A 17,477-nucleotide genomic window follows, 5' to 3' on the forward strand; every position below is an offset into this window, starting at 1 on the left:
GCCGCGCTTCCGTGGCTTGGCCAGTCAGACCTGGCCGGCCATGCTGAGAGCACGGTCACCTTCCGAAAAGCCCTGCCCTTCGGCCCAGTCCCTGGCCAGCGTGCGCAGGCCTGTGAGCGCGACATCCAGGACATCCGAAGAAACAGGATTGGAGGGATAGGCGAGGTAGATCGGCCGCTGGAACACCGGCGCGTCGTCGATGCGCCGCATTTCGCCGCGCTCGATATGGCCGCTGACGGCGCTGAGCGGCAGATAGGCGGCGGCTTGCTGCGACAGGACATGCTGGAGGCCGATAAAGACCAGTCCGGCCGATATGGCCGGCTTGACCATGCCGGCAAAGGCGCGGTCGTGCTCGATGCGGAACTCAAGCCCCCAGTCCATCAGGATGTAGTTTTCGGTCCACGGCCTGGTCTGCGCGGCGTGCTGCACCAGCACGACCTGATCGACGGCCAGTGTTTCGTAGACGATGCCGGGGTGCGGCCGCGGCAGATAGAGGATGCAGATATCGAGCAGGCCTTCCGCCAGTTGGTCGATCGCCGAGTCCGGGAAACTGCCTTCAAGCCGCAGCGCCACGTTCGGCCGCCTGGTGCGCATCCACTCGACCCATGGCGAGGTGACGCGGTCCCACAGATAGGCAGGCGCGGTCAGCCGCAGCAAGGTCTCGTAGCCATCGGGAACGGCGATGTCCTGCCGCGATTGCTCCCAGGTGCGGGTGATGGAAGAGGCATGTGGCAAGAACTGCCGGCCGGCCGGCGTCAGCGTGACGCCATCGCGGTCGCGCACGAAAAGCCGGCGGCCCAACTGCTCCTCCAGCCCCCTGATCCGTGCGCTGACGGTGGACTGCGCGAGGTTGAGCCGGCTGGCCGCAACGGTGAAGCTGCCATGGGTGGCGACTTCGAGAAAGCTGCGCAGATTTTCAGTGTCCATGCCCACCTCTGCATCGAAAATTTCGATGACCCCTATCAAAAAATATCGCTTTCCGGCGACAGTCAACAATGAACTAGATGGCCGAACCCCAAGACAAGCGAGGAATCCAGCCATGCCCAAGCATTTCCGGATGATCGACAACGCTCGCAGAACGCTCACTGCAATCGAAAATTCCGCTGTCGACGAATTGCTGGCCGGCAGGATGGACCGCCGCGACTTCCTGCGCCATGGCAGCGTGCTTGGTCTCTCACTGCCGTTCCTGGGCAGCCTTGTCGCGGCCGCCGGCCTCGGCACGCAGCAAGCACGCGCGGAGGGCAAGCCGGGCGGCACGGTGCGCGCCGGCGTGGCGACGCCGGGCGGCGCCATCGATCCCGTCACCTATTATGACAGCGGCAGCTACCAGCTGGTTTTCCAGACCGCCGAATTTCTCTGCATCACGCAGCCGGACCTCACCTTGAAGCCGGTGCTGGCGGAAAGCTGGGCGCCGAACGAGGACGGCAGCGTCTGGACGTTCAAGCTGCGCAAGGGCGTGAAATTCCACAATGGCGAGGATTTCAAGGCCGACGACGTCGTCGCGACCTTCGACCGGCTGGCCGACCCCAACGGCGCTTCTAATGCACTTTCCGTGTTCAAGGGGCTGCTGTCGAAAGGCGGCACCCGGAAGGTCGACGACCACACCGTCGCCTTCCATCTCGATGCGCCGAATGGCAGCTTTCCCTATTCGGTGTCGATCGACAATTACAACGCCGTCATCCTGCCGGCGAGCTACAAGGGCGACTACGAAAAGACGTTCGAAGGAACCGGGCCATTCCGGCTGGAGACCTACACGCCAAAGGTCGGCGCGACCTTCATCCGCAATACCGACTATTGGGGCGAGAAGGCGCTGCCTGACCGGCTCGAATTCAAATTCTACGGCGACGTGCAACCGCGCATCCTGGCGCTGCAGGCCGGCGAGGTCGACATTCTCGACGCCGTTCCGCTCGATGTAAGCCAGGTGGTGCTGAACAGTCCTGATATCACGGTGCTGCGTGTCGCTTCGACCGCGCACCGGCAGCTTCACATGCGCTGCGACACCGGCCCCTTCACCGACAAGCGCGTGCGCCAGGCGCTGGCGCTGTGCATCGACCGCTCCAAGCTGGTCGACGGGCTGTGCCGCGGCATGGCGGCGACCGGCAATGACAGCCCCTTCGCACCCGCTTTCCCCGCAACCGACAAGACGGTGCCGCAGCGCGTCCAGGATATCGCCAAGGCCAAGCAGTTGCTGGAGGCGGCGGGCCTTGCCAGTGGTTTCGACATCACGCTAACGACGCTGCGCTATTCCGACATTCCCGGCTACGCGCAATTGTTCCAGAATTTCGCCAAGGAAATCGGTGCCCGCATCTCGCTCAACATCGAGGACCAGGACAAATATTACGGCAAGGCGGTGTTCGGCCAGTCGGACTGGCTGGACAGCCCACTTGGCATCACCGACTACGCCCATCGCAGCGTGCCGAACGTCTTCCTGAAGAGCCCGCTGGTCAGCGACGGTCCGTGGAATGCGGCGCATTTCAAGAGCCCGGCCTATGACGGCATGGTCACCAGCTATCTCAAGGCGCTCGATGTCGGCGCGCAGCGCGCTGCCGCCTCCGACATCCAGAAACTGCTGCTCGACGAGACGCCTGTCATCTTCAGCTATTTCCCCGATCTGCTGGTGCCGGTGCGCAAGAATGTCAGCGGCTTGCCGCCGATCGCCGCCGGCCTGCTGCTCGATCGCGTGTCCCTGAGCTGATCGTGCCTCAACGCCCGATGACAGAAGAAACAAAACGGGAGACTACCATTCGCAAGCCTCATCTGCGCGGCCGCGGGCCGCATTTTCCCTTGCTCGACACCATCGTGCAATACGACTTCGAGCCGGGCTACATAGCCTTCACCATGCCGACGCAGAAGCGCCTGCGCGTGCAGGTGGGGTCAATGACCGTGGCCGATACGACCAACGCCTTGGTGTTCTACGAATCCGATCATCTGCCGGTCTACTATTTTCCGATCGGCGACGTTCGCGAGGAGTTCCTGCTGCCGAGCAAGACCACGACAGAGGACCCATTCAAGGGCACAGCCACCCACTATTCGCTCAACACCGGCATCACGCTGGTCGAGGACGCGGCCTGGCGCTATCTCGATCCGGTCAAGGGCTGTCCGCCGATATCGGACTACATGTCGTTCACCTGGAGCAAGATGGGGCACTGGTTCGAGGAGGACGAGGAGATCTTTGTCCACGCCCGCGATCCCTTCCGCCGCGTCGACTGCCTGCCGTCGTCGCGGCGCGTGCAGGTCATCCTCGATGGTGAGCAGGTCGCCGATTCACGCCGCGGCGTGTTCCTGTTCGAGACCGGCCATCCGGTGCGCCACTATCTGCCGATCGCCGACACGCGGCTCGATATGTTCGCGCCCAGCCGCTACATCTCGCGCTGTCCTTACAAGGGCATCTCCAACTACTATCACGTGACGACCAAGGCCAAGCGCCACGAGAACCTGGTCTGGTATTATCCTGAGCCGGTGCACGAGGCGGAGCGCATCAAGGGGCTGGTCTGTTTCCACCACGAGCTGGTCGACAAGATCCTGGTCGATGGCGTCGAAATCCCGAAGGAAGCCACGGCCGCGTCGAGCGGTTATTTCTAGGCATCGACGCCGCTTGCGCGCGGGCGCTTGATCGAAGCACGGGTCAGCGCATACCCTCCCTGGGACAGGGAGGACACTCGATGGATCTTTTCAAGCTGGATGGCGATGTCGCGCTGGTCACCGGCGCCGGCAGCGGCATCGGCCAGGCCATCGCGATCGGGCTGGCCGAGGCAGGCGCCGACATCGCCTGTTTTGGTCATGCGTCGAAAGGTGGGCTGGATGAAACGGCGCACCGGATCACGGCACTCGGCCGCAAGGCGCTGGTGCTGAACGGTACAGTGACATCGCAGAGCGATCTGGCGGCGGCGATCGATCGAGTCGAGAGCGAACTCGGTGCGCTGACCGTTGCGGTCAACAATGCCGGCATTGCCGGCTCCGAACCCGCCGAGACGATGCCGCTGGAGACGTGGCAGAAGGTGCACGAGGTCAATGTCGCCGGCGTGTTCCTGTCCTGTCAGGCCGAAGCGCGCAAGATGCTGGTGCGAGGCAAGGGCTCGATCATCAACATCGCCTCGATGTCGGGCACCATCGTCAACCGGGGCCTGACGCAGGCGCACTACAACTCTTCGAAGGCCGCCGTCATCCACATGTCCAGGAGTCTCGCCATGGAGTGGGCCGATCGCGGCCTGCGCGTCAATGTCGTCAGCCCGGGCTACACACTGACGCCGATGAACAAGCGGCCTGAGGTGGCCGAAGAGGTGAAGATCTTCAAGCGCGACACGCCGATGGGGCGGATGGCGGCGCCGGAGGAAATGGTCGGACCGACGGTGTTCCTGGCCAGCCGCGCAGCGAGCTTCGTCACCGGCCTCGACCTGATTGTCGATGGCGGCTACGTCTGCTGGTAGAGGTTCAACTTCGCCTGCAGTCTGAATTTATACGCCTCGCGCGGTGTTAGTCGTTGCGCGACATGAACCTTGATCTATATAATTTCATCCCATGAAACTGGCTTGGCGAGATGGCGCTTGCCGGGTCGACAGCCGAGAACATGAGACCTTGATGGCTCGCACCTTGCAAGGCGCCGCAAGACTGGCAATCGATCCGCAGATGACCGCCCCCGCAGCGATCCGTCGGCAACCATGACGCCGACACTGCAGTCCTGTTCCATCATCACTAGAATTGAGCACCATCTTGCCTGCGCCGGCCAAAGCCGGGGCAACAATCTGGCGCCGACGGCCTTGCGCAAAGACCAGCCTTTCCAACACAATCAAGAAAAGCCGCAAGAAGGGAACGAACGATAATTTTCACAGCTTGAAGGAGAACAAGCATGTCACTTCGCAGTGTGATTTCGAACTTAACAATGGGAACCTTCGCACTCGCCGCGGCGAGTGCACTGACACCTTCCGCCCAAGCCGCCGCACCAGAATCCAACGATCCGATCAAGATCGCGCTGTTCGACTGGACCAGCGTCAATCTGAACGCCAAGATCCTTGGCGGTATCCTGGAAAAGCTCGGCTATACCGTCGAGTATCCCACGGCCGACTACCTCTCCAGCCTGACCACGGGCCTCACCAATGGCGATCTCGATGTCGGCCTGGAGTTCTGGGACACGACCGCCGGCGAAGCCATGAAGGCTTCCGATGCGACCGGCCAGACCGAACGGCTGGGCAAGCTCGGACCCAAGGCCAAGGAAGAGTGGTGGTTTCCGGAATACATGAAGGAGAAATGCCCGGGCCTGCCCAATTGGGAAGCGCTAAAGGACCCGAAATGCGCCGAAGCCTTCTCGACGGCGGAGACCGCACCGAAGGGACGCTATCTCGGCGGCCCGGTGACCTGGGAAGGCTTTGACGACGAGCGCGTCGAGGCGCTGAAACTGCCCTTCACCGTCATCCATGCCGGCACCGACGCGGCGATGTTCGCCGAGCTCGATTCCGCCTATCAGCGCAAGGCGCCGATCATGCTGTGGATCTATTCGCCGCATTGGGCGCCGGCCAAGTACAAGGGCGAGTGGGTTGAATTCCCGGAATACACGCCCGAGTGCTACAACGACCCGAAATGGGGCGTGAACCCCGACGCCAAATATGACTGCGGCAAGCCGCATGGCGAGATCTGGAAATACTCCTGGTCCGGCATGAAGGACAAATGGCCGGTCGCCTACAAGGTGGCCAAGGCCTACACGATTGACACCGATGAGCTCAACAAGATGAGCGGCGAGATCGATCTCGGCGGCAAGACACCGGAAGACGTCGCAGCTGCCTGGATCGCCGCCCACGAGGCCGACTGGAAAGCCTGGGCGCAGTGATCGTTCCGACTGGAAAAATGAGACCCGGCTGCTGACCAGCCGGGCCTCACTTGTTGATATTCCAGAGGGACGTTCGAATGACGGACAGGACTGAACAGGAGCCAAACACGGCGGGCGCGCCAAAAGACGCCCGTCCGGTAAAGCTTGCCTGCCGCAATGTCTGGAAATTGTTCGGATCGAACGCGGCCAATTTCATCCGTGAACGTGACGGCAAGGCCAGCATGGCCGACGTCACGGCTGCCGGGCTGGTCGGCGCGGTGCGCGCCGTCGACCTTGAAATCCGCCAGGGCGAGATTTTCATCATCATGGGCCTGTCGGGCTCCGGCAAGTCGACGCTGGTGCGCTGCATGTCGAGGCTGGTCGAGCCGACCCACGGCAAGGTCGAATTCGAGGGCAATGACCTGCTGAAAATCTCCGATGCAGCACTCATCGAATTGCGACGACACCGCATGGGCATGGTGTTCCAAAATTTTGCGCTGTTGCCGCATCTCAACGTGCTGGAGAACATCGCCTTCCCACTCAGCATCCAGGGGCAGGACCGGGCGACACGCGAAGCAAGGGCGCGCGAGGTCATCGAGCTTGTCGGCTTAAGGGGTCGCGAGCATTTCTATCCGCGCGAACTGTCCGGCGGCCAGCAGCAGCGTGTCGGCATCGCCCGCAGCCTGGCGACAAAACCGGAAATCTGGTTCCTCGACGAGCCGTTCTCGGCGCTCGATCCGCTGATCCGCCGCGAGATGCAGGACGAGCTGATGCGGTTGCAGATGATGCTGCACAAGACCATCGTCTTCATCACCCATGATTTCGACGAGGCCATCCGGCTGGCCGACCGCATCGCCATCATGAAGGATGGCGAGGTCATCCAGATCGGCACGCCGGAGGAACTGGTGGTCAATCCGGCGACCGACTACGTCGCCGAGTTCACCCGCGACGTCGACCGCGCCAAGGTGATCTCGGCACGCAGCCTCATGCGCGCCTGCGACGGCTCGGAGCACGGCGGAACGGTGGCGCCGGAGGCCAAGATATCCAGCTTTTCCGCCAGCATCGTTGCCGCCAACAAGCCGTTCGCGGTCGTCAACGGCAGCGGCAAGCCGATCGGCGAGGTGACGCCGCAAGCGGTGATCGATCTGCTGGCCGGCATTGAGCGTTCCGGAGCCGGCACATGACGGTGACGGCAAGCGCCGGCGAAACACGGTCGCGCCCGGTTCAGGTCTGGCTGCTCGTCTGGGCGGTGGCACTCGCGGCCGCGCTTGTCGTGTTCCTGTTGCAAGACCACCTGCCCTGGGCGGTCAATTATCCGGCCAGCGCCGTCGTGCCGGTCGCCGATTGGATCAGCGCGCTGATGCGCTGGATCAAGTCGAACCTGTCGTGGCTCACCCGCTCGATCACCGCTGTGCTCGGCGTTCCGCTCGATTTCGCGCTCAATCTGCTGGCCAAGAATTTCAAGATCGGTCACGGCGCGGACGCCTATGTCCTGCCGCGGCTGTCCTGGGTCGGCGTCTGTGCTGCCGCCTTCATCGCCGGGCATGCAGCCGGCGGCAGAAAGCTCGGCCTGCTGGTCGGCGGCTGCTTTCTCTATATCGCGCTGTTCGGCCAATGGACCAGCGCCATGCTGACGCTTGGGCTGATCTCCATCGCCGTGCCGTTCTGCATCGTCACCGGGCTGTTCGCCGGCATTTGGGCGTGGCGCAAGCCGTGGGCCGAAAGGCTCATCGTCTCCCCTGCCCTTGACCTGATGCAGACGATCCCGACCTTCGCCTATCTCATCCCAATGCTGCTGCTGTTCGGCAACAGCCCGGTCTCGGCGATGATCGCAACCGCCATCTTCGCCACCCCGCCGATGGTGCGAGCAACGATGCTCGGCCTGTCGCGGGTGCCGTCGGAGATCGACGATTTCAGCGAAATGGCCGGCTGCACGGCGCAGCAGAAACTGTGGCGGGTGCTGCTGCCGTCGGCGCGGCCGACATTGATGGTCGGCGTCAACCAGGTCATCATGCTGGCGCTGAACATGGTGATCATCGCTTCGATGATCGGTGCCGGCGGCCTCGGCTACGACGTGCTCCTGGCGCTACGCGCGCTGAAGGTCGGCGAGGCGATGGAAGCCGGCCTTGCCATTGTGGCACTCGCCATCGCACTCGACCGGCTGAGCCAGGCCATCGCGCACAGCCAAGCAAAGGGCCATGTCCATCAGGAGGTAAGCCCGAGCCTCTGGCGGCGCTACCCCAACCTGACGCTGGCCATCGCCATCCTTGTCGTGACAACACTGTCCGGCCTGTTCGTGCCGGCCTTGGCAGTGGTGCCGAAAGCGATCACTTTCACCACGGCGCCGCTGTGGAAGGCGGCGGTGAACTGGGTGACCATCAATTTCTTCGACACGATCGAAGCGTTTCGCGTGGCGCTCATCCTCAATCTGCTGAACCCGCTGCGCGCCTTTTGCGAGGGCTTTCCGTGGCTCGGCGCCGTCTTCCTGCTCGGCCTTGCCGGCTATCAACTCTCCGGCCTGCGTCTCGCCGTCCTCGTCGCCGCGCTGACCGCCTTCTGCGCCATCACCGGCCTGTGGGAAAAGACCATGGCGACGGTCTATCTCTGCGGTATTTCGGCCTTCATCGCCTGCCTGATCGGCATCCCGATCGGGCTGATGGCTTCGCGCAGCGACCGGTTCGAGAAAATCGTCACGCCGGTCATCGATACGCTGCAGGTGCTGCCATCCTTCTGCTTCATCATCCCGGTGGTGATGCTGTTTCGGGTCGGCGACGTCACCGCCATGATCGCGACGATCGCCTTCGCCGTGGTGCCGGCGATCCGCTACACCAATCACGGCATCAGGCAGGTGCCGCCGGCGCTGATCGAGGCGGCCAAGGTTTCGGGCTGCACGCCGCGCCAGACCTTCTTTCGCGTGCAACTGCCGCTGGCGCTGCCGGAGATCATGCTGGGCGTCAACCAGACGATCCTGATGGCGCTGGCAATGATCATCATCTGCGCCATGGTCGGCACCCGCGATCTCGGCCAGGAAGTGTTCATCGCACTGTCCAAAGCCGATTCCGGCCGCGGCATCGTCGCCGGTCTCGCCATCGCCTTCATCGGCATCGTCGCCGACCGGCTGTTCAGCGCCTGGACGGCGAAGGCGCGCGCAAGGCTGGGTTAGGATTAGCCGCCCCGACACAGGAGAGAATGATGACTGGCCGGATCGCTCACTGCACCTGCGGCCAATTGCAGATCCGCTGCCCGCAAGAGCCGGCCAAGGTCTCGCTTTGCCATTGCCTGGACTGTCAGCGGCGGACCGGCAGTCCGTTCGGGATCGCCGCTTTCTTCGATGCCGCCGAGACCGAGATCAGCGGCTCATTCCAGACATTCCAACGCGATTCCGACAGCGGCTTTCCCGTCACCTTCCATTTCTGCGGAACGTGCGGCTCAACGGTCTTCTGGTATCCGTCACGAAAACCGGCGGCGGTAGCCGTCGCAGTCGGCTGCTTCGGAGACCCGGCATTTCCGGCGCCGACGCAGTCTGTCTATGGCGAGAGTCGCCACGGTTGGGTCGAGGCGCCGGCCTGACGGCGCCCACTCGTTATTCCGCCGCAACGCCCTTCACCTCAAGATAGCTCTCCATCGAATCATCGAGCGCCTGCAGCCACGGCGTATGATGCAGCGGCGCCATGGTGCCGGTCATCAGCGAGCGGTAGGCGTGGTCGCGGAAGCTCATAATGTCTTCGCCCTTGTGGTGTTCCCATTCCATGAAGGTCTGGTTGACCGCCTCGACGTCGAAACCGGGATAATCGGTCTGGTCCATCAATTCCTTGGTGTAGTCGCCCTGGAACCAGATCATGTGCTCGGCGTCTTCCAGCGTTTCCTCACGCGCGCGCCACTTCGCGCCGTGAGCGGCCATCGCCTCGGCCGAGGGCAGCTTGATGCGGCCCATGATGACGTCGCGGGCAAACCAGGCCTGCGCGTCGAACATATTGAAGGTGTAGAACTGATCCTGCATGCCGATATAGGAAAGCTGTGGGTTCTTCTCCCAGACGACGCCTTCATAGAGATCGAGCGGCCACATGCGGTTGGCTGTCTTGAGCTTCAGATCGTCGGTCAGGAAGGGGAAGGAATGCAGGTACCCGGTGCACAGGATGATGGCGTCGACATCCTTGGTCGTGCCATCCTTGAAATGCGCGGTCTTGCCGACGACCTTCTGCAGCAGCGGCACCTCTTTCCAATTCTCCGGCCATTTGAAACCCATCGGCTTCGAGCGGTAGCTGGAGGTGATGGATTTGGCGCCGTATTTGTAGCATTGCGAGCCGATGTCCTCGGCCGAATAGGAGCGGCCGATGATCAGGATATCCTTGCCCTTGAACTCCATCGCGTCGCGGAAATCATGGCTGTGCAGGATGCGGCCATTGAAGGTGGAGAAACCCTCGAAATAGGGCACGTTGGGTACCGAGAAATGCCCGGAGGCGACGACGACATTGTCGAACTCTTCCGAGTAGGTGACGTCGTTGGTGCGGTCATGCGCGGTGACGGTGAATTTCTTCGTCTCGTCCGAAAACGTCACCATGCGCACCGGGCTGTTGAAGCGCACCCATTTGCGCAGGCCTGATTTCTCGACGCGCCCCTTGATGTAGTCCCACAGCACGGCGCGCGGCGGATAGGAGCCGATCGGCCGGCCGAAGTGCTCCTCGAAAGTATAGTCGGCGAATTCCAGGCATTCCTTTGGTCCGTTCGACCAGAGATAGCGATACATGGAACCGTGCACCGGATCGCCATGCTCGTCGAGACCGGTGCGCCAGGTGTAGTTCCACAGGCCGCCCCAGTCCGACTGCTTTTCGAAGCAGACGATCTCGGGAATGTCGGCGCCCTTGTCGGCCGCCGATTTGAAGGCCCTGAGCTGTGCCAGGCCGGATGGGCCGGCTCCGATGACGGCAACGCGACTTTTCATGGCAGGCCTCCCGATCTGGTTTCGACTTTTGCCTTGAAGCAACTCCCAAGGGGAAAGCGCTATGCGCTTTCCCGGAATTGCTCTTACGAAACAAATTTCACTCACAGGGACAGTAATTGGCCCTTTCGTGCTGTCAACAGCCCGGTGCGGAAACAACGTTCCGCCGATGTGGATTTCCCGCAAAAAACCGGACGCGGCCAAACGCCGGATCGTGCGCATGCGCTTTCAGGCGACTTGCCGTCGCAGTTGCGCTGCTGTATCGGCACCTGACATGTTCACCTAGAGTGAAATAAATCCGCAGGAGTGCCGGGGGCGACATGGCGAAGAAGGTTTCCGATTCCAAGGCTGGTCCAGCCGGTGCAAAGGCCAAGCCGCAGCCAAAGGTCTCGGCCGACGGGAAAACCATCCGCGCGCCGCTGACGCAGAACCCGCATGCCATTCGCGACACGCGCGAAAAGGTGCTGGAGGTGGCGATCGGCCGCGAGGTGCGCGCCTTCCGCAAGAAGCTCGGCATCACCGTCGCCGATCTGGCGGTCGCCACCGACATTTCGCTGGGCATGCTGTCGAAGATCGAGAATGGCATCACCTCGCCGTCACTGACCACCTTGCAGGCGCTGTCGCGGGCGCTCGGCGTCCCGGTGACAGCCTTCTTCCGCCGCTTCGAGGAAGAGCGCAGCGCCGTTTTCGTCAAGGCCGGCCAAGGCCTCGATGTCGAGCGCCGCGGCACGCGCGCCGGTCACCAGTACAATCTGCTCGGCCATATCGGCTCCAACACCAGCGGCGTCGTCGTCGAGCCCTATTTGATCACGCTGACCGAGGATTCCGATGTGTTTCCGACCTTCCAGCATGAGGGCATGGAGTTCCTCTATATGCTCGAGGGCGAGGTCGTTTACCGGCACGGCAGCAATCTCTACCCGATGAAGCCCGGCGACAGCCTGTTCTTCGACGCCGACGCGCCGCACGGGCCGGAACAGCTGACGAAACTGCCGATGCGGTATCTGTCGATTATCTGCTATCCGCAGAGCGCGGGTTGAGCGGGACTCGATCTCCCCTTGGTCTCTCGTGAGGCAAATCGGCTTCGCGACGGCTCCTCTTTTGCAGCACTGGTAGTTGGCGAAAGCCGAAGTGACATTCGATCTCCCCCCTTGAGGGGGAGATGTCCGGCAGGACAGAGGGGGCGAGCCGCGATGACACACAATCTGGTATCCGCCAAGAACCGCCGCAATGCGCGCACGATGCGCAAGGTGATGACCGATGCCGAACTAAAGCTTTGGAATGAGATCAGGGCACACAGGCTAATGGGACTAGGGTTTCGGCGCCAGATGCCTATCGCCGGCCATATCGTCGATTTTGCATGCCCGGACAAAAAGCTGATCGTCGAGCTTGATGGTTCTCAGCATGGCCAGGCCGAAACGTCGGAATCAGACGCTGCAAGAACTGCCAAGTTTGAAGCGCTGGGCTGGACGGTCCTGCGCTTTTGGAACGACGATGTCATTCGCGATATCGACAATGTCTGCCAGCATGTCGTGATTATGGCTGGGCTGGACGACGCGTCGTAAGCGCGGAGGTGGAGATTGGGCAAGGCAGTCGCTCCACGGCGCCCCCCTCTGCCCTGCCGGGCATCTCCCCCTCTTGGGGGGAGATTGGCTGCTTTGGAGGCAGCGCCAACATCAGCTATTCAATCCGGCCCGAACCCAGGGCTCGTCGGGCTGCCGTCGTCGAGCTTCGACAGCCACTCGACCAACGTTGACCTATATCGGGTCAGGCCCTTGTAGTTGGCGAGTTCGTCGGGAAGGTCGCGGATGACACGGTGCAGGCGCCGGGCCCATTTTGGTTGCGTCACCAGCTCATCCATCTTGATCAGATAGCAGCGGATCGGAAAGACGATGCCATTCGAGCGCGGCAGGCGCCAAAAACTCTGCAGCTCGACGCGCAGATGCACTTTGTCGCCGACATTTTCCGGCGTCACCGTAGCCCGGTCCGGACCCCATTTGTGATAGTTTTCGGGGCTGGTGTCGAGGCGCGGATTGATGGTCATCGTCCAGTTCAGGCGCCTGGCCGGCTTGCCTTGCTGGATGTTGGTGAGGAATTTCAGCGCCCTGACAAAAATCCCCTTCTCATGCGCCAGCGGCACCGGCGCGTGCCATTCGAAAAAGTTCATGCCGATGTCGAAATCGAGCGACCAGTCGGCTTGGGTGGTGACCATGCCGGCATCCATCCACAGATTGCCGTCGCGCTGGTCGAGGATGCAGAAGTCGCCCTGGCTCTGGCGGGTGATGTACTCCATCGGGCCGTAAGGCAGCGTCGAGGTGTCGCCGAAGGTGAAGGTGTCGTCGATGCCGAGCGGCCGGTTGATCCAGCGCCAGCGGTCGCCGTCGCGGGTCAGCGTGAAATGCTCGGGATAGCCCAGCGCCTGCTGCTCCATCAGCAGTTCCAGCAAGTCCCAACCGGCCAGCGTCATGTGCGGCAGCGACTGGCAGCGCAGCGGGTCCTCGGCCAGCACCAGCGCGCGGTCCTGCATCTCGGCGACATAGTGCTCGTCGACGTCGATCAGGTTTTCCAGCACGCTGCCCTTGGGGCCGACGACATGCGGCTCGATGTTGACCGCATACATGTAGGCGTCTTCGTGGAACGGAAACGGGAAGCGCCTGATGTGCTCAGGGCTGTTCCTGAAGGTGAAGTCGTCGCGGAACGTTTCCTTGCGAAAGGTGATGCCCATGATTTCCTCCTAGCGCTCCAGGACCAGCGACCGGCCCTCGAAGCGCGACACGCACGGCATGATCTTCTTGCCCGAACGGTGCTCTTCCTCGCTCAGCCAGTGGTCGTTGTGGATGAACTTGCCGTCGCAAGAGATGACGTTGGTTTCGCACTGGCCGCAGACGCCGCCGCGGCAGAGATAGGGCGGATCGACGCCGGCCGCTTCGATCGCTTCCAGCAGGCTCTGCTGCTCATCGACGCGGATCGTCTTGCCGCTGACGGCAAGCGTCACGTCGAAAGGCAGGCCAGGCTGGGGGGCCGCGAAATGCTCGAAATGCACGGTTTCCGATGGCCAACCGAGGCTTGCCGCGCGATCACGCACCCAGTTGATCATGCCGGCCGGGCCGCAGACATAGAGATGCGTGCCGAGCGGCTGCGTCGACAGCAGCCGGTCGAGTTCGATGCGCTCGTCAAGGTCGTCATGATAGAGCCTGACCCGTCGGTCGTAGCGCTCGCGCAGCACATCGGCGTAGGTGCCGAGCGATGCGGTGCGGCAGGTGTAGTGCAGTTCGAAATTGCCGCCTTCCGCCGCAAGCTGAGCGGTCTGCGCCATGAACGGCGTGATGCCGATGCCGCCGGCCAGCATCAGATGCTTTTTGGCGCGCAGGTCGAGCGAGAACAGATTGACGGGATAGCTGACCACCATCTCCATGCCGGGCTTGACGTTCCGGTGCATGAACAGCGAGCCGCCGCGGCCGACATCGTCGCGGCGCACAGAGATCGTGTATTCGCGCGTGTCGAGCGGCGAGCCCATCAGCGAATAGGGGTTGAGCCTGGTGCGTTCGCCGTCGCGCATCTCGACCACGATATGAGCGCCGCCGGAAAAGGTCGGCAGCAACTCGCCGTCGCGCCGGCGGAAATGGAAGCGGGTGACGAGGTCGTTGACCGGGACGACGTCGCTGACCACGACATCGAGTTTTGTGGTTCCGGTGCTCATCGGAAAACCTCCTCCATCGGAGGAATCTCGCTGCGATCCTCGGCGTTGATGCAGACGCCCTGGAACGCCGCGATGCGCCTGGAATAATGATCGCGCACCAGAAGCAGCAGGCCGCAATGCGCGCAGGTCGCCGGCTGCGTCGTCACATTCTCGGTGATGCCCTTGCAGTGGACGCATTGCATGCGCCGCGCCAGCGAACCGCGGTGCTCGGTCTGGATCGAAGTGTGGTCGATGCCGGCTTCAAGCGCCACCTGCATCGCCTGGCCGATCAGGCCCTCAGTGCCGGCGAGATAGAGGCGCAGGCCCATATGCGCATTTGCCAGTGTCTGCCTAAGCCGTGGCAGCAGGCTGGCGAAGGATGGCGACAGATGAAACTGCACCGGTCTCAGCGCTTCGAGGGCTGCGGTGTGTTTGCCGTCAGGCCCGGGAATGAAGACGATTTCGGCGTCGTCGAAAAACCCGGGCGGCGCCCTCCCGGCCATCTCCGCTATCGCCAGCGCCCCTTCCGCATCCGCGATAAAAAGATGATGCTTGCCGGGCTGCGGAGACAAGGTTCCGTAAACAGGCCGGCTGATGATGCTTTTGGCTGCCATTTAAGTCTTCTTGCCTTCGAGCGCTTCACCGTTTCATAGAAACGGCGGACCGCTCTATCTCTTTGCTTTGACGCAATTCCGGACGGAAAACCGTTTCACACTTTTCCTGGAATTGCTCGAACCCCTCGCTGTTGATTATGCCTCAACCTTTCGCCGTGCGCTTGGTCTTCTTGGGATCGTCGAATGGCAATGGCTGGGCGGTGGCCTTGATGGCGCCGCTCCTGTTGCGGATTTCGAGCTTGGTGTCCTTGACCGCGCAGTCGACGTCGAGGCGGGCTATGCCCATCGATTTCTCGACCAGGGGCGAATACATGGCGCAGGTCACCACGCCCACCTTCTTGCCGTCGCGATAGACCGGCGCACCCTCATCGGCCGGCTCCTTGCCGTCGAGCAGAACGCCGTAGATCTTGAAGCGCTCCTTACCCTTGAGGCGATAATGCTCCTCGGCGCCGCGAAAGCCGGTCTTTCCGGGGCTGACGGTGAAGTCGAGGCCGAGCTCCCACAGCGTGTCGCCGGGTCCTTCGTTCTCGAACGGATATTTCTGCGAATTGTCGTAGGGGTAGAACAGCAAGTAGCTTTCCACCCGCAGCATGTCGAGGGTGGTGAAGCGGCACGGAATGATGCCGGCGCTCTTGCCCTCGTCGAGGATCCTGTCCCAGATCGTGCCGGCATCCTGGCCGCGGCAGAAGATCTCGTAGCCGCGCTCGCCGGTGTAGCCGGTGCGCGAGATCATGACGGGCAAACCGAACAGTTGCGTCTGCATATGATGGAAATAGTTGAGGTCGCGAATGCCCGGCACGTGCTTGGCCAGATAGTCGACGGCGGTTGGCCCCTGCAGCGAAAGATCGTGCAGATTGTCGTCGAAGCGCAGCGACACGTCGCGGCCCATAGCCGCCCGCTGCAACTCCTCATGACCGGTGCCCGAACCATGCACGACCATCCAGGCATTGGGGCCGGTGCGGTAGAGGATGCAATCGTCGGTGAATTTTCCCGCCTCGTTCAGCATGCAGGCATAGGCCGACTTGCCGGGGTAGATCTTTTCGACGTCGCGCGTCGTCGCCAGGTCGATCAGGTGTGAAGCATGCGGCCCGGTGATGTGCACCTTCTTGAGGCCGGAGACATCCATCAGGCCAGCCTTGGTGCGGATGGCGATGTACTCCTCGTCGGCATCCTTGTCGTAGGTCCAGGCGGTTCCCATGCCGCTCCAGTCTTCGAGCTTCGAACCGAGCGCTCGGTGGCGATCCGCCAGGGTCGAAAATCTCCAGGATGCCGTCATCCGCTCGTCCTCCGTTTCGATAATGCTCTGCTGTTCCCTGCCCCCTGCGCAGTGGCGGGAGCTTTGACCGAATATTGATCGCAAACGCCAGGACGCCGCAATACCCATAAGCAATTAATTTCATTGTCAGGCAAAATCCACCGCGCAAAGCAAACAGTTAACCTCACGTAAATCGCGCTTGACAATTGCGGGATTCGGACTGAATTTATGAAAAAAATTTCACTCTCTTGAAAGAGGGCAGCGGCCGGCCAATTCGGGGCCTGGCGTTGGAAAAAGGGGAAAACCGATGTCAGACATGCAACAGCGCATCGAAGCGCTGTACCGTTCCGACGTGCGCGGATCTGCGCTCCTGATCGTCTGCCTGTGGGCGACGATCCTCTTCGTCCTGCTCATGACATGGCCCTACATCCCGCACAGCGGCATCAAGGCCGTGGTCGCGATCGCCGCCGCCGCCGTGCTGATCTTCAACACGGCCGCCATCCTGGCGATGGTCAAGCACTACAAGGAAGACAAGGAATTCATCTACGGGCTCGACATCAAGAACGCCGACGCATTCCGCAACCGCAAGTCCTGAGGGGTAGAAGAAATGTCCCGCTACACGCCGCCGGAGCAGAGCAAGGCCGGGCAGGTTTTCGACATCGCCGTCGTCGTCGTCGCCATTTTCGTGGCGCTGTGGCTGCCGCTGAAACTGGGCCTCGCCGGTGCGGCGAAATCCATCGATGCGCTCGACGCCAAGACGTGGGAAGCGCTCGGCCAGAACCCGACCATGGCCTCGATCTGGGAAAAGCTCGGCTACACGCCCGAGACCGCGCACGACATCATCCAGAACCGCTTCCATTATGTTATCGACTGGCCGACGCTGATCATAATGGCTGCGGTGCTGATAGGCTATTTCGTCTTCCTGTTTCACGCATCCGACCGCGAATATCGCGACGTCATCAACGAAAAATTCGACGACAAGTAAGAGTTCTGAGGACGATTTAATTCGGGGACACGATCATGTGGGTGGCACTCTCTTACGCATGCTGGGGCATCTCGATCGTGCTCGCTTTGTGGATGCTCTACGACTGGTTCAATGTCGACACGACCTTCTCCGAAGAGGTGCTGACCTCCTCGCGCGAAGGCGAACTGGAAGCCACTTCCGAAAAACACCGGATCTGAGTGAGGATTGA

18 protein-coding genes are annotated in these 17,477 nt (G+C 62.0%); 12 read left to right on the plus strand and 6 right to left on the minus strand.

Annotated elements, in window-relative coordinates; translation table 11 throughout:
• Nucleotides 1-24: 24 nt before the first annotated feature.
• Nucleotides 25-927, minus strand: a complete 903-nt coding sequence (locus M729_RS0130640) for a LysR family transcriptional regulator (protein WP_027163830.1) — start codon at nucleotides 925-927, stop codon at nucleotides 25-27.
• 112 nt (nucleotides 928-1,039) lie between these two features.
• Between M729_RS0130640 and M729_RS0130645 the strand changes: the two genes are divergently transcribed.
• From M729_RS0130645 to M729_RS0130675, 7 genes are all read left to right on the plus strand, one after another.
• Nucleotides 1,040-2,695, plus strand: a complete 1,656-nt coding sequence (locus M729_RS0130645) for an ABC transporter substrate-binding protein (RefSeq protein ID WP_027163831.1) — start codon at nucleotides 1,040-1,042, stop codon at nucleotides 2,693-2,695.
• Nucleotides 2,692-3,582 (plus strand): DUF427 domain-containing protein, encoded by an 891-nt coding sequence (locus M729_RS0130650; RefSeq protein WP_198032156.1) that lies wholly within the window; start codon nucleotides 2,692-2,694, stop codon nucleotides 3,580-3,582. The genes M729_RS0130645 and M729_RS0130650 overlap by 4 nt, the downstream gene beginning before the upstream one ends.
• 80 nt (nucleotides 3,583-3,662) lie before the next feature.
• Nucleotides 3,663-4,427 carry an SDR family oxidoreductase gene (locus M729_RS0130655; protein ID WP_013532887.1) on the plus strand — a complete coding sequence of 255 codons (765 nt, stop codon included), beginning with the start codon at nucleotides 3,663-3,665 and terminating at the stop codon, nucleotides 4,425-4,427.
• A 419-nt stretch (nucleotides 4,428-4,846) separates the two neighbouring features.
• Complete coding sequence (locus M729_RS0130660) at nucleotides 4,847-5,821, plus strand: ABC transporter substrate-binding protein (protein WP_027163833.1); 975 nt, start codon at nucleotides 4,847-4,849, stop codon at nucleotides 5,819-5,821.
• A gap of 77 nt (nucleotides 5,822-5,898) precedes the next feature.
• On the plus strand, nucleotides 5,899-6,984 hold the full coding sequence (locus M729_RS0130665; protein WP_013532889.1) for a glycine betaine/L-proline ABC transporter ATP-binding protein: 1,086 nt from the start codon (nucleotides 5,899-5,901) through the stop codon (nucleotides 6,982-6,984).
• Complete coding sequence (locus tag M729_RS0130670) at nucleotides 6,981-8,963, plus strand: ABC transporter permease subunit (protein WP_027163834.1); 1,983 nt, start codon at nucleotides 6,981-6,983, stop codon at nucleotides 8,961-8,963. Before M729_RS0130665 ends, M729_RS0130670 begins: the two co-directional genes overlap by 4 nt.
• A 29-nt stretch (nucleotides 8,964-8,992) precedes the next feature.
• Complete coding sequence (locus M729_RS0130675) at nucleotides 8,993-9,370, plus strand: GFA family protein (protein ID WP_013532891.1); 378 nt, start codon at nucleotides 8,993-8,995, stop codon at nucleotides 9,368-9,370.
• A gap of 13 nt (nucleotides 9,371-9,383) precedes the next feature.
• Here the strand turns inward: M729_RS0130675 and M729_RS0130680 are convergent, their stop codons facing one another.
• Nucleotides 9,384-10,742, minus strand: a complete 1,359-nt coding sequence (locus tag M729_RS0130680; RefSeq protein WP_027163835.1) for an NAD(P)/FAD-dependent oxidoreductase — start codon at nucleotides 10,740-10,742, stop codon at nucleotides 9,384-9,386.
• A 317-nt stretch (nucleotides 10,743-11,059) separates the two neighbouring features.
• Between M729_RS0130680 and M729_RS0130685 the strand changes: the two genes are divergently transcribed.
• Together M729_RS0130685 and M729_RS0130690 are read left to right on the plus strand one after the other, a co-directional pair.
• The gene (locus M729_RS0130685) at nucleotides 11,060-11,776 is read left to right on the plus strand and encodes an XRE family transcriptional regulator (RefSeq protein WP_013532893.1); all 717 of its coding nucleotides are present in this window, start codon (nucleotides 11,060-11,062) and stop codon (nucleotides 11,774-11,776) included.
• Between the two features lie 153 nt (nucleotides 11,777-11,929).
• On the plus strand, nucleotides 11,930-12,301 hold the full coding sequence (locus tag M729_RS0130690; RefSeq protein WP_027163836.1) for a DUF559 domain-containing protein: 372 nt from the start codon (nucleotides 11,930-11,932) through the stop codon (nucleotides 12,299-12,301).
• Between the two features lie 119 nt (nucleotides 12,302-12,420).
• Here M729_RS0130690 and M729_RS0130695 read toward each other — a convergent pair whose 3' ends face one another.
• The 4 genes from M729_RS0130695 to M729_RS0130710 form a co-directional block, all read right to left on the minus strand.
• A complete protein-coding gene (locus M729_RS0130695) occupies nucleotides 12,421-13,461 on the minus strand; it encodes a DUF3445 domain-containing protein (protein WP_024502597.1) in 1,041 nt (346 codons plus the stop codon).
• A gap of 9 nt (nucleotides 13,462-13,470) precedes the next feature.
• A complete protein-coding gene (locus M729_RS0130700; RefSeq protein WP_027163837.1) occupies nucleotides 13,471-14,436 on the minus strand; it encodes a PDR/VanB family oxidoreductase in 966 nt (321 codons plus the stop codon).
• Nucleotides 14,433-15,029: a dimethylamine monooxygenase subunit DmmA family protein gene (locus tag M729_RS0130705; protein WP_024502596.1), complete on the minus strand. Its 597-nt coding sequence runs from the start codon at nucleotides 15,027-15,029 to the stop codon at nucleotides 14,433-14,435. Before M729_RS0130705 ends, M729_RS0130700 begins: the two co-directional genes overlap by 4 nt.
• Before the next feature lie 142 nt (nucleotides 15,030-15,171).
• Complete coding sequence (locus tag M729_RS0130710; RefSeq protein ID WP_027163838.1) at nucleotides 15,172-16,305, minus strand: aminomethyltransferase family protein; 1,134 nt, start codon at nucleotides 16,303-16,305, stop codon at nucleotides 15,172-15,174.
• Between the two features lie 286 nt (nucleotides 16,306-16,591).
• Between M729_RS0130710 and M729_RS0130715 the strand changes: the two genes are divergently transcribed.
• Genes M729_RS0130715 through M729_RS1000000138140 form a run of 3 tightly spaced genes read left to right on the plus strand, consistent with a single transcriptional unit; the run spans nucleotide 16,592 to nucleotide 17,466 of the window.
• Nucleotides 16,592-16,879: a hypothetical protein gene (locus tag M729_RS0130715; protein ID WP_013532898.1), complete on the plus strand. Its 288-nt coding sequence runs from the start codon at nucleotides 16,592-16,594 to the stop codon at nucleotides 16,877-16,879.
• A gap of 12 nt (nucleotides 16,880-16,891) precedes the next feature.
• Nucleotides 16,892-17,269, plus strand: a complete 378-nt coding sequence (locus M729_RS0130720; RefSeq protein ID WP_027163839.1) for a hypothetical protein — start codon at nucleotides 16,892-16,894, stop codon at nucleotides 17,267-17,269.
• A 35-nt stretch (nucleotides 17,270-17,304) separates the two neighbouring features.
• Nucleotides 17,305-17,466, plus strand: a complete 162-nt coding sequence (locus M729_RS1000000138140; protein ID WP_027163840.1) for a hypothetical protein — start codon at nucleotides 17,305-17,307, stop codon at nucleotides 17,464-17,466.
• The last annotated feature ends 11 nt before the right edge of the window (nucleotides 17,467-17,477 follow it).

It is taken from the genome of Mesorhizobium sp. WSM1293, assembly GCF_000513875.1.
In the GTDB taxonomy this organism is placed as follows: Bacteria; Pseudomonadota; Alphaproteobacteria; order Rhizobiales; family Rhizobiaceae; genus Mesorhizobium; species Mesorhizobium ciceri.

Excerpts from the sequence above, each read along its gene's own strand:
- M729_RS0130660 (WP_027163833.1), top strand. The coding sequence starts at position 4,847 with ATGTCACTTCGCAGTGTGATTTCGAACTTAACAATGGGAACCTTCGCA.
- M729_RS0130685 (WP_013532893.1), top strand. The coding sequence starts at position 11,060 with ATGGCGAAGAAGGTTTCCGATTCCAAGGCTGGTCCAGCCGGTGCAAAG.
- M729_RS0130680 (WP_027163835.1), bottom strand. The coding sequence starts at position 10,742 with ATGAAAAGTCGCGTTGCCGTCATCGGAGCCGGCCCATCCGGCCTGGCA.
- M729_RS0130700 (WP_027163837.1), bottom strand. The coding sequence starts at position 14,436 with ATGAGCACCGGAACCACAAAACTCGATGTCGTGGTCAGCGACGTCGTC.
- M729_RS0130705 (WP_024502596.1), bottom strand. The coding sequence starts at position 15,029 with ATGGCAGCCAAAAGCATCATCAGCCGGCCTGTTTACGGAACCTTGTCT.
- M729_RS0130695 (WP_024502597.1), bottom strand. The coding sequence starts at position 13,461 with ATGGGCATCACCTTTCGCAAGGAAACGTTCCGCGACGACTTCACCTTC.
- M729_RS1000000138140 (WP_027163840.1), top strand. The coding sequence starts at position 17,305 with ATGTGGGTGGCACTCTCTTACGCATGCTGGGGCATCTCGATCGTGCTC.
- M729_RS0130665 (WP_013532889.1), top strand. The coding sequence starts at position 5,899 with ATGACGGACAGGACTGAACAGGAGCCAAACACGGCGGGCGCGCCAAAA.
- M729_RS0130690 (WP_027163836.1), top strand. The coding sequence starts at position 11,930 with ATGACACACAATCTGGTATCCGCCAAGAACCGCCGCAATGCGCGCACG.
- M729_RS0130710 (WP_027163838.1), bottom strand. The coding sequence starts at position 16,305 with ATGACGGCATCCTGGAGATTTTCGACCCTGGCGGATCGCCACCGAGCG.
- M729_RS0130715 (WP_013532898.1), top strand. The coding sequence starts at position 16,592 with ATGTCAGACATGCAACAGCGCATCGAAGCGCTGTACCGTTCCGACGTG.
- M729_RS0130655 (WP_013532887.1), top strand. The coding sequence starts at position 3,663 with ATGGATCTTTTCAAGCTGGATGGCGATGTCGCGCTGGTCACCGGCGCC.
- M729_RS0130720 (WP_027163839.1), top strand. The coding sequence starts at position 16,892 with ATGTCCCGCTACACGCCGCCGGAGCAGAGCAAGGCCGGGCAGGTTTTC.
- M729_RS0130640 (WP_027163830.1), bottom strand. The coding sequence starts at position 927 with ATGGACACTGAAAATCTGCGCAGCTTTCTCGAAGTCGCCACCCATGGC.
- M729_RS0130670 (WP_027163834.1), top strand. The coding sequence starts at position 6,981 with ATGACGGTGACGGCAAGCGCCGGCGAAACACGGTCGCGCCCGGTTCAG.
- M729_RS0130675 (WP_013532891.1), top strand. The coding sequence starts at position 8,993 with ATGACTGGCCGGATCGCTCACTGCACCTGCGGCCAATTGCAGATCCGC.
- M729_RS0130645 (WP_027163831.1), top strand. The coding sequence starts at position 1,040 with ATGCCCAAGCATTTCCGGATGATCGACAACGCTCGCAGAACGCTCACT.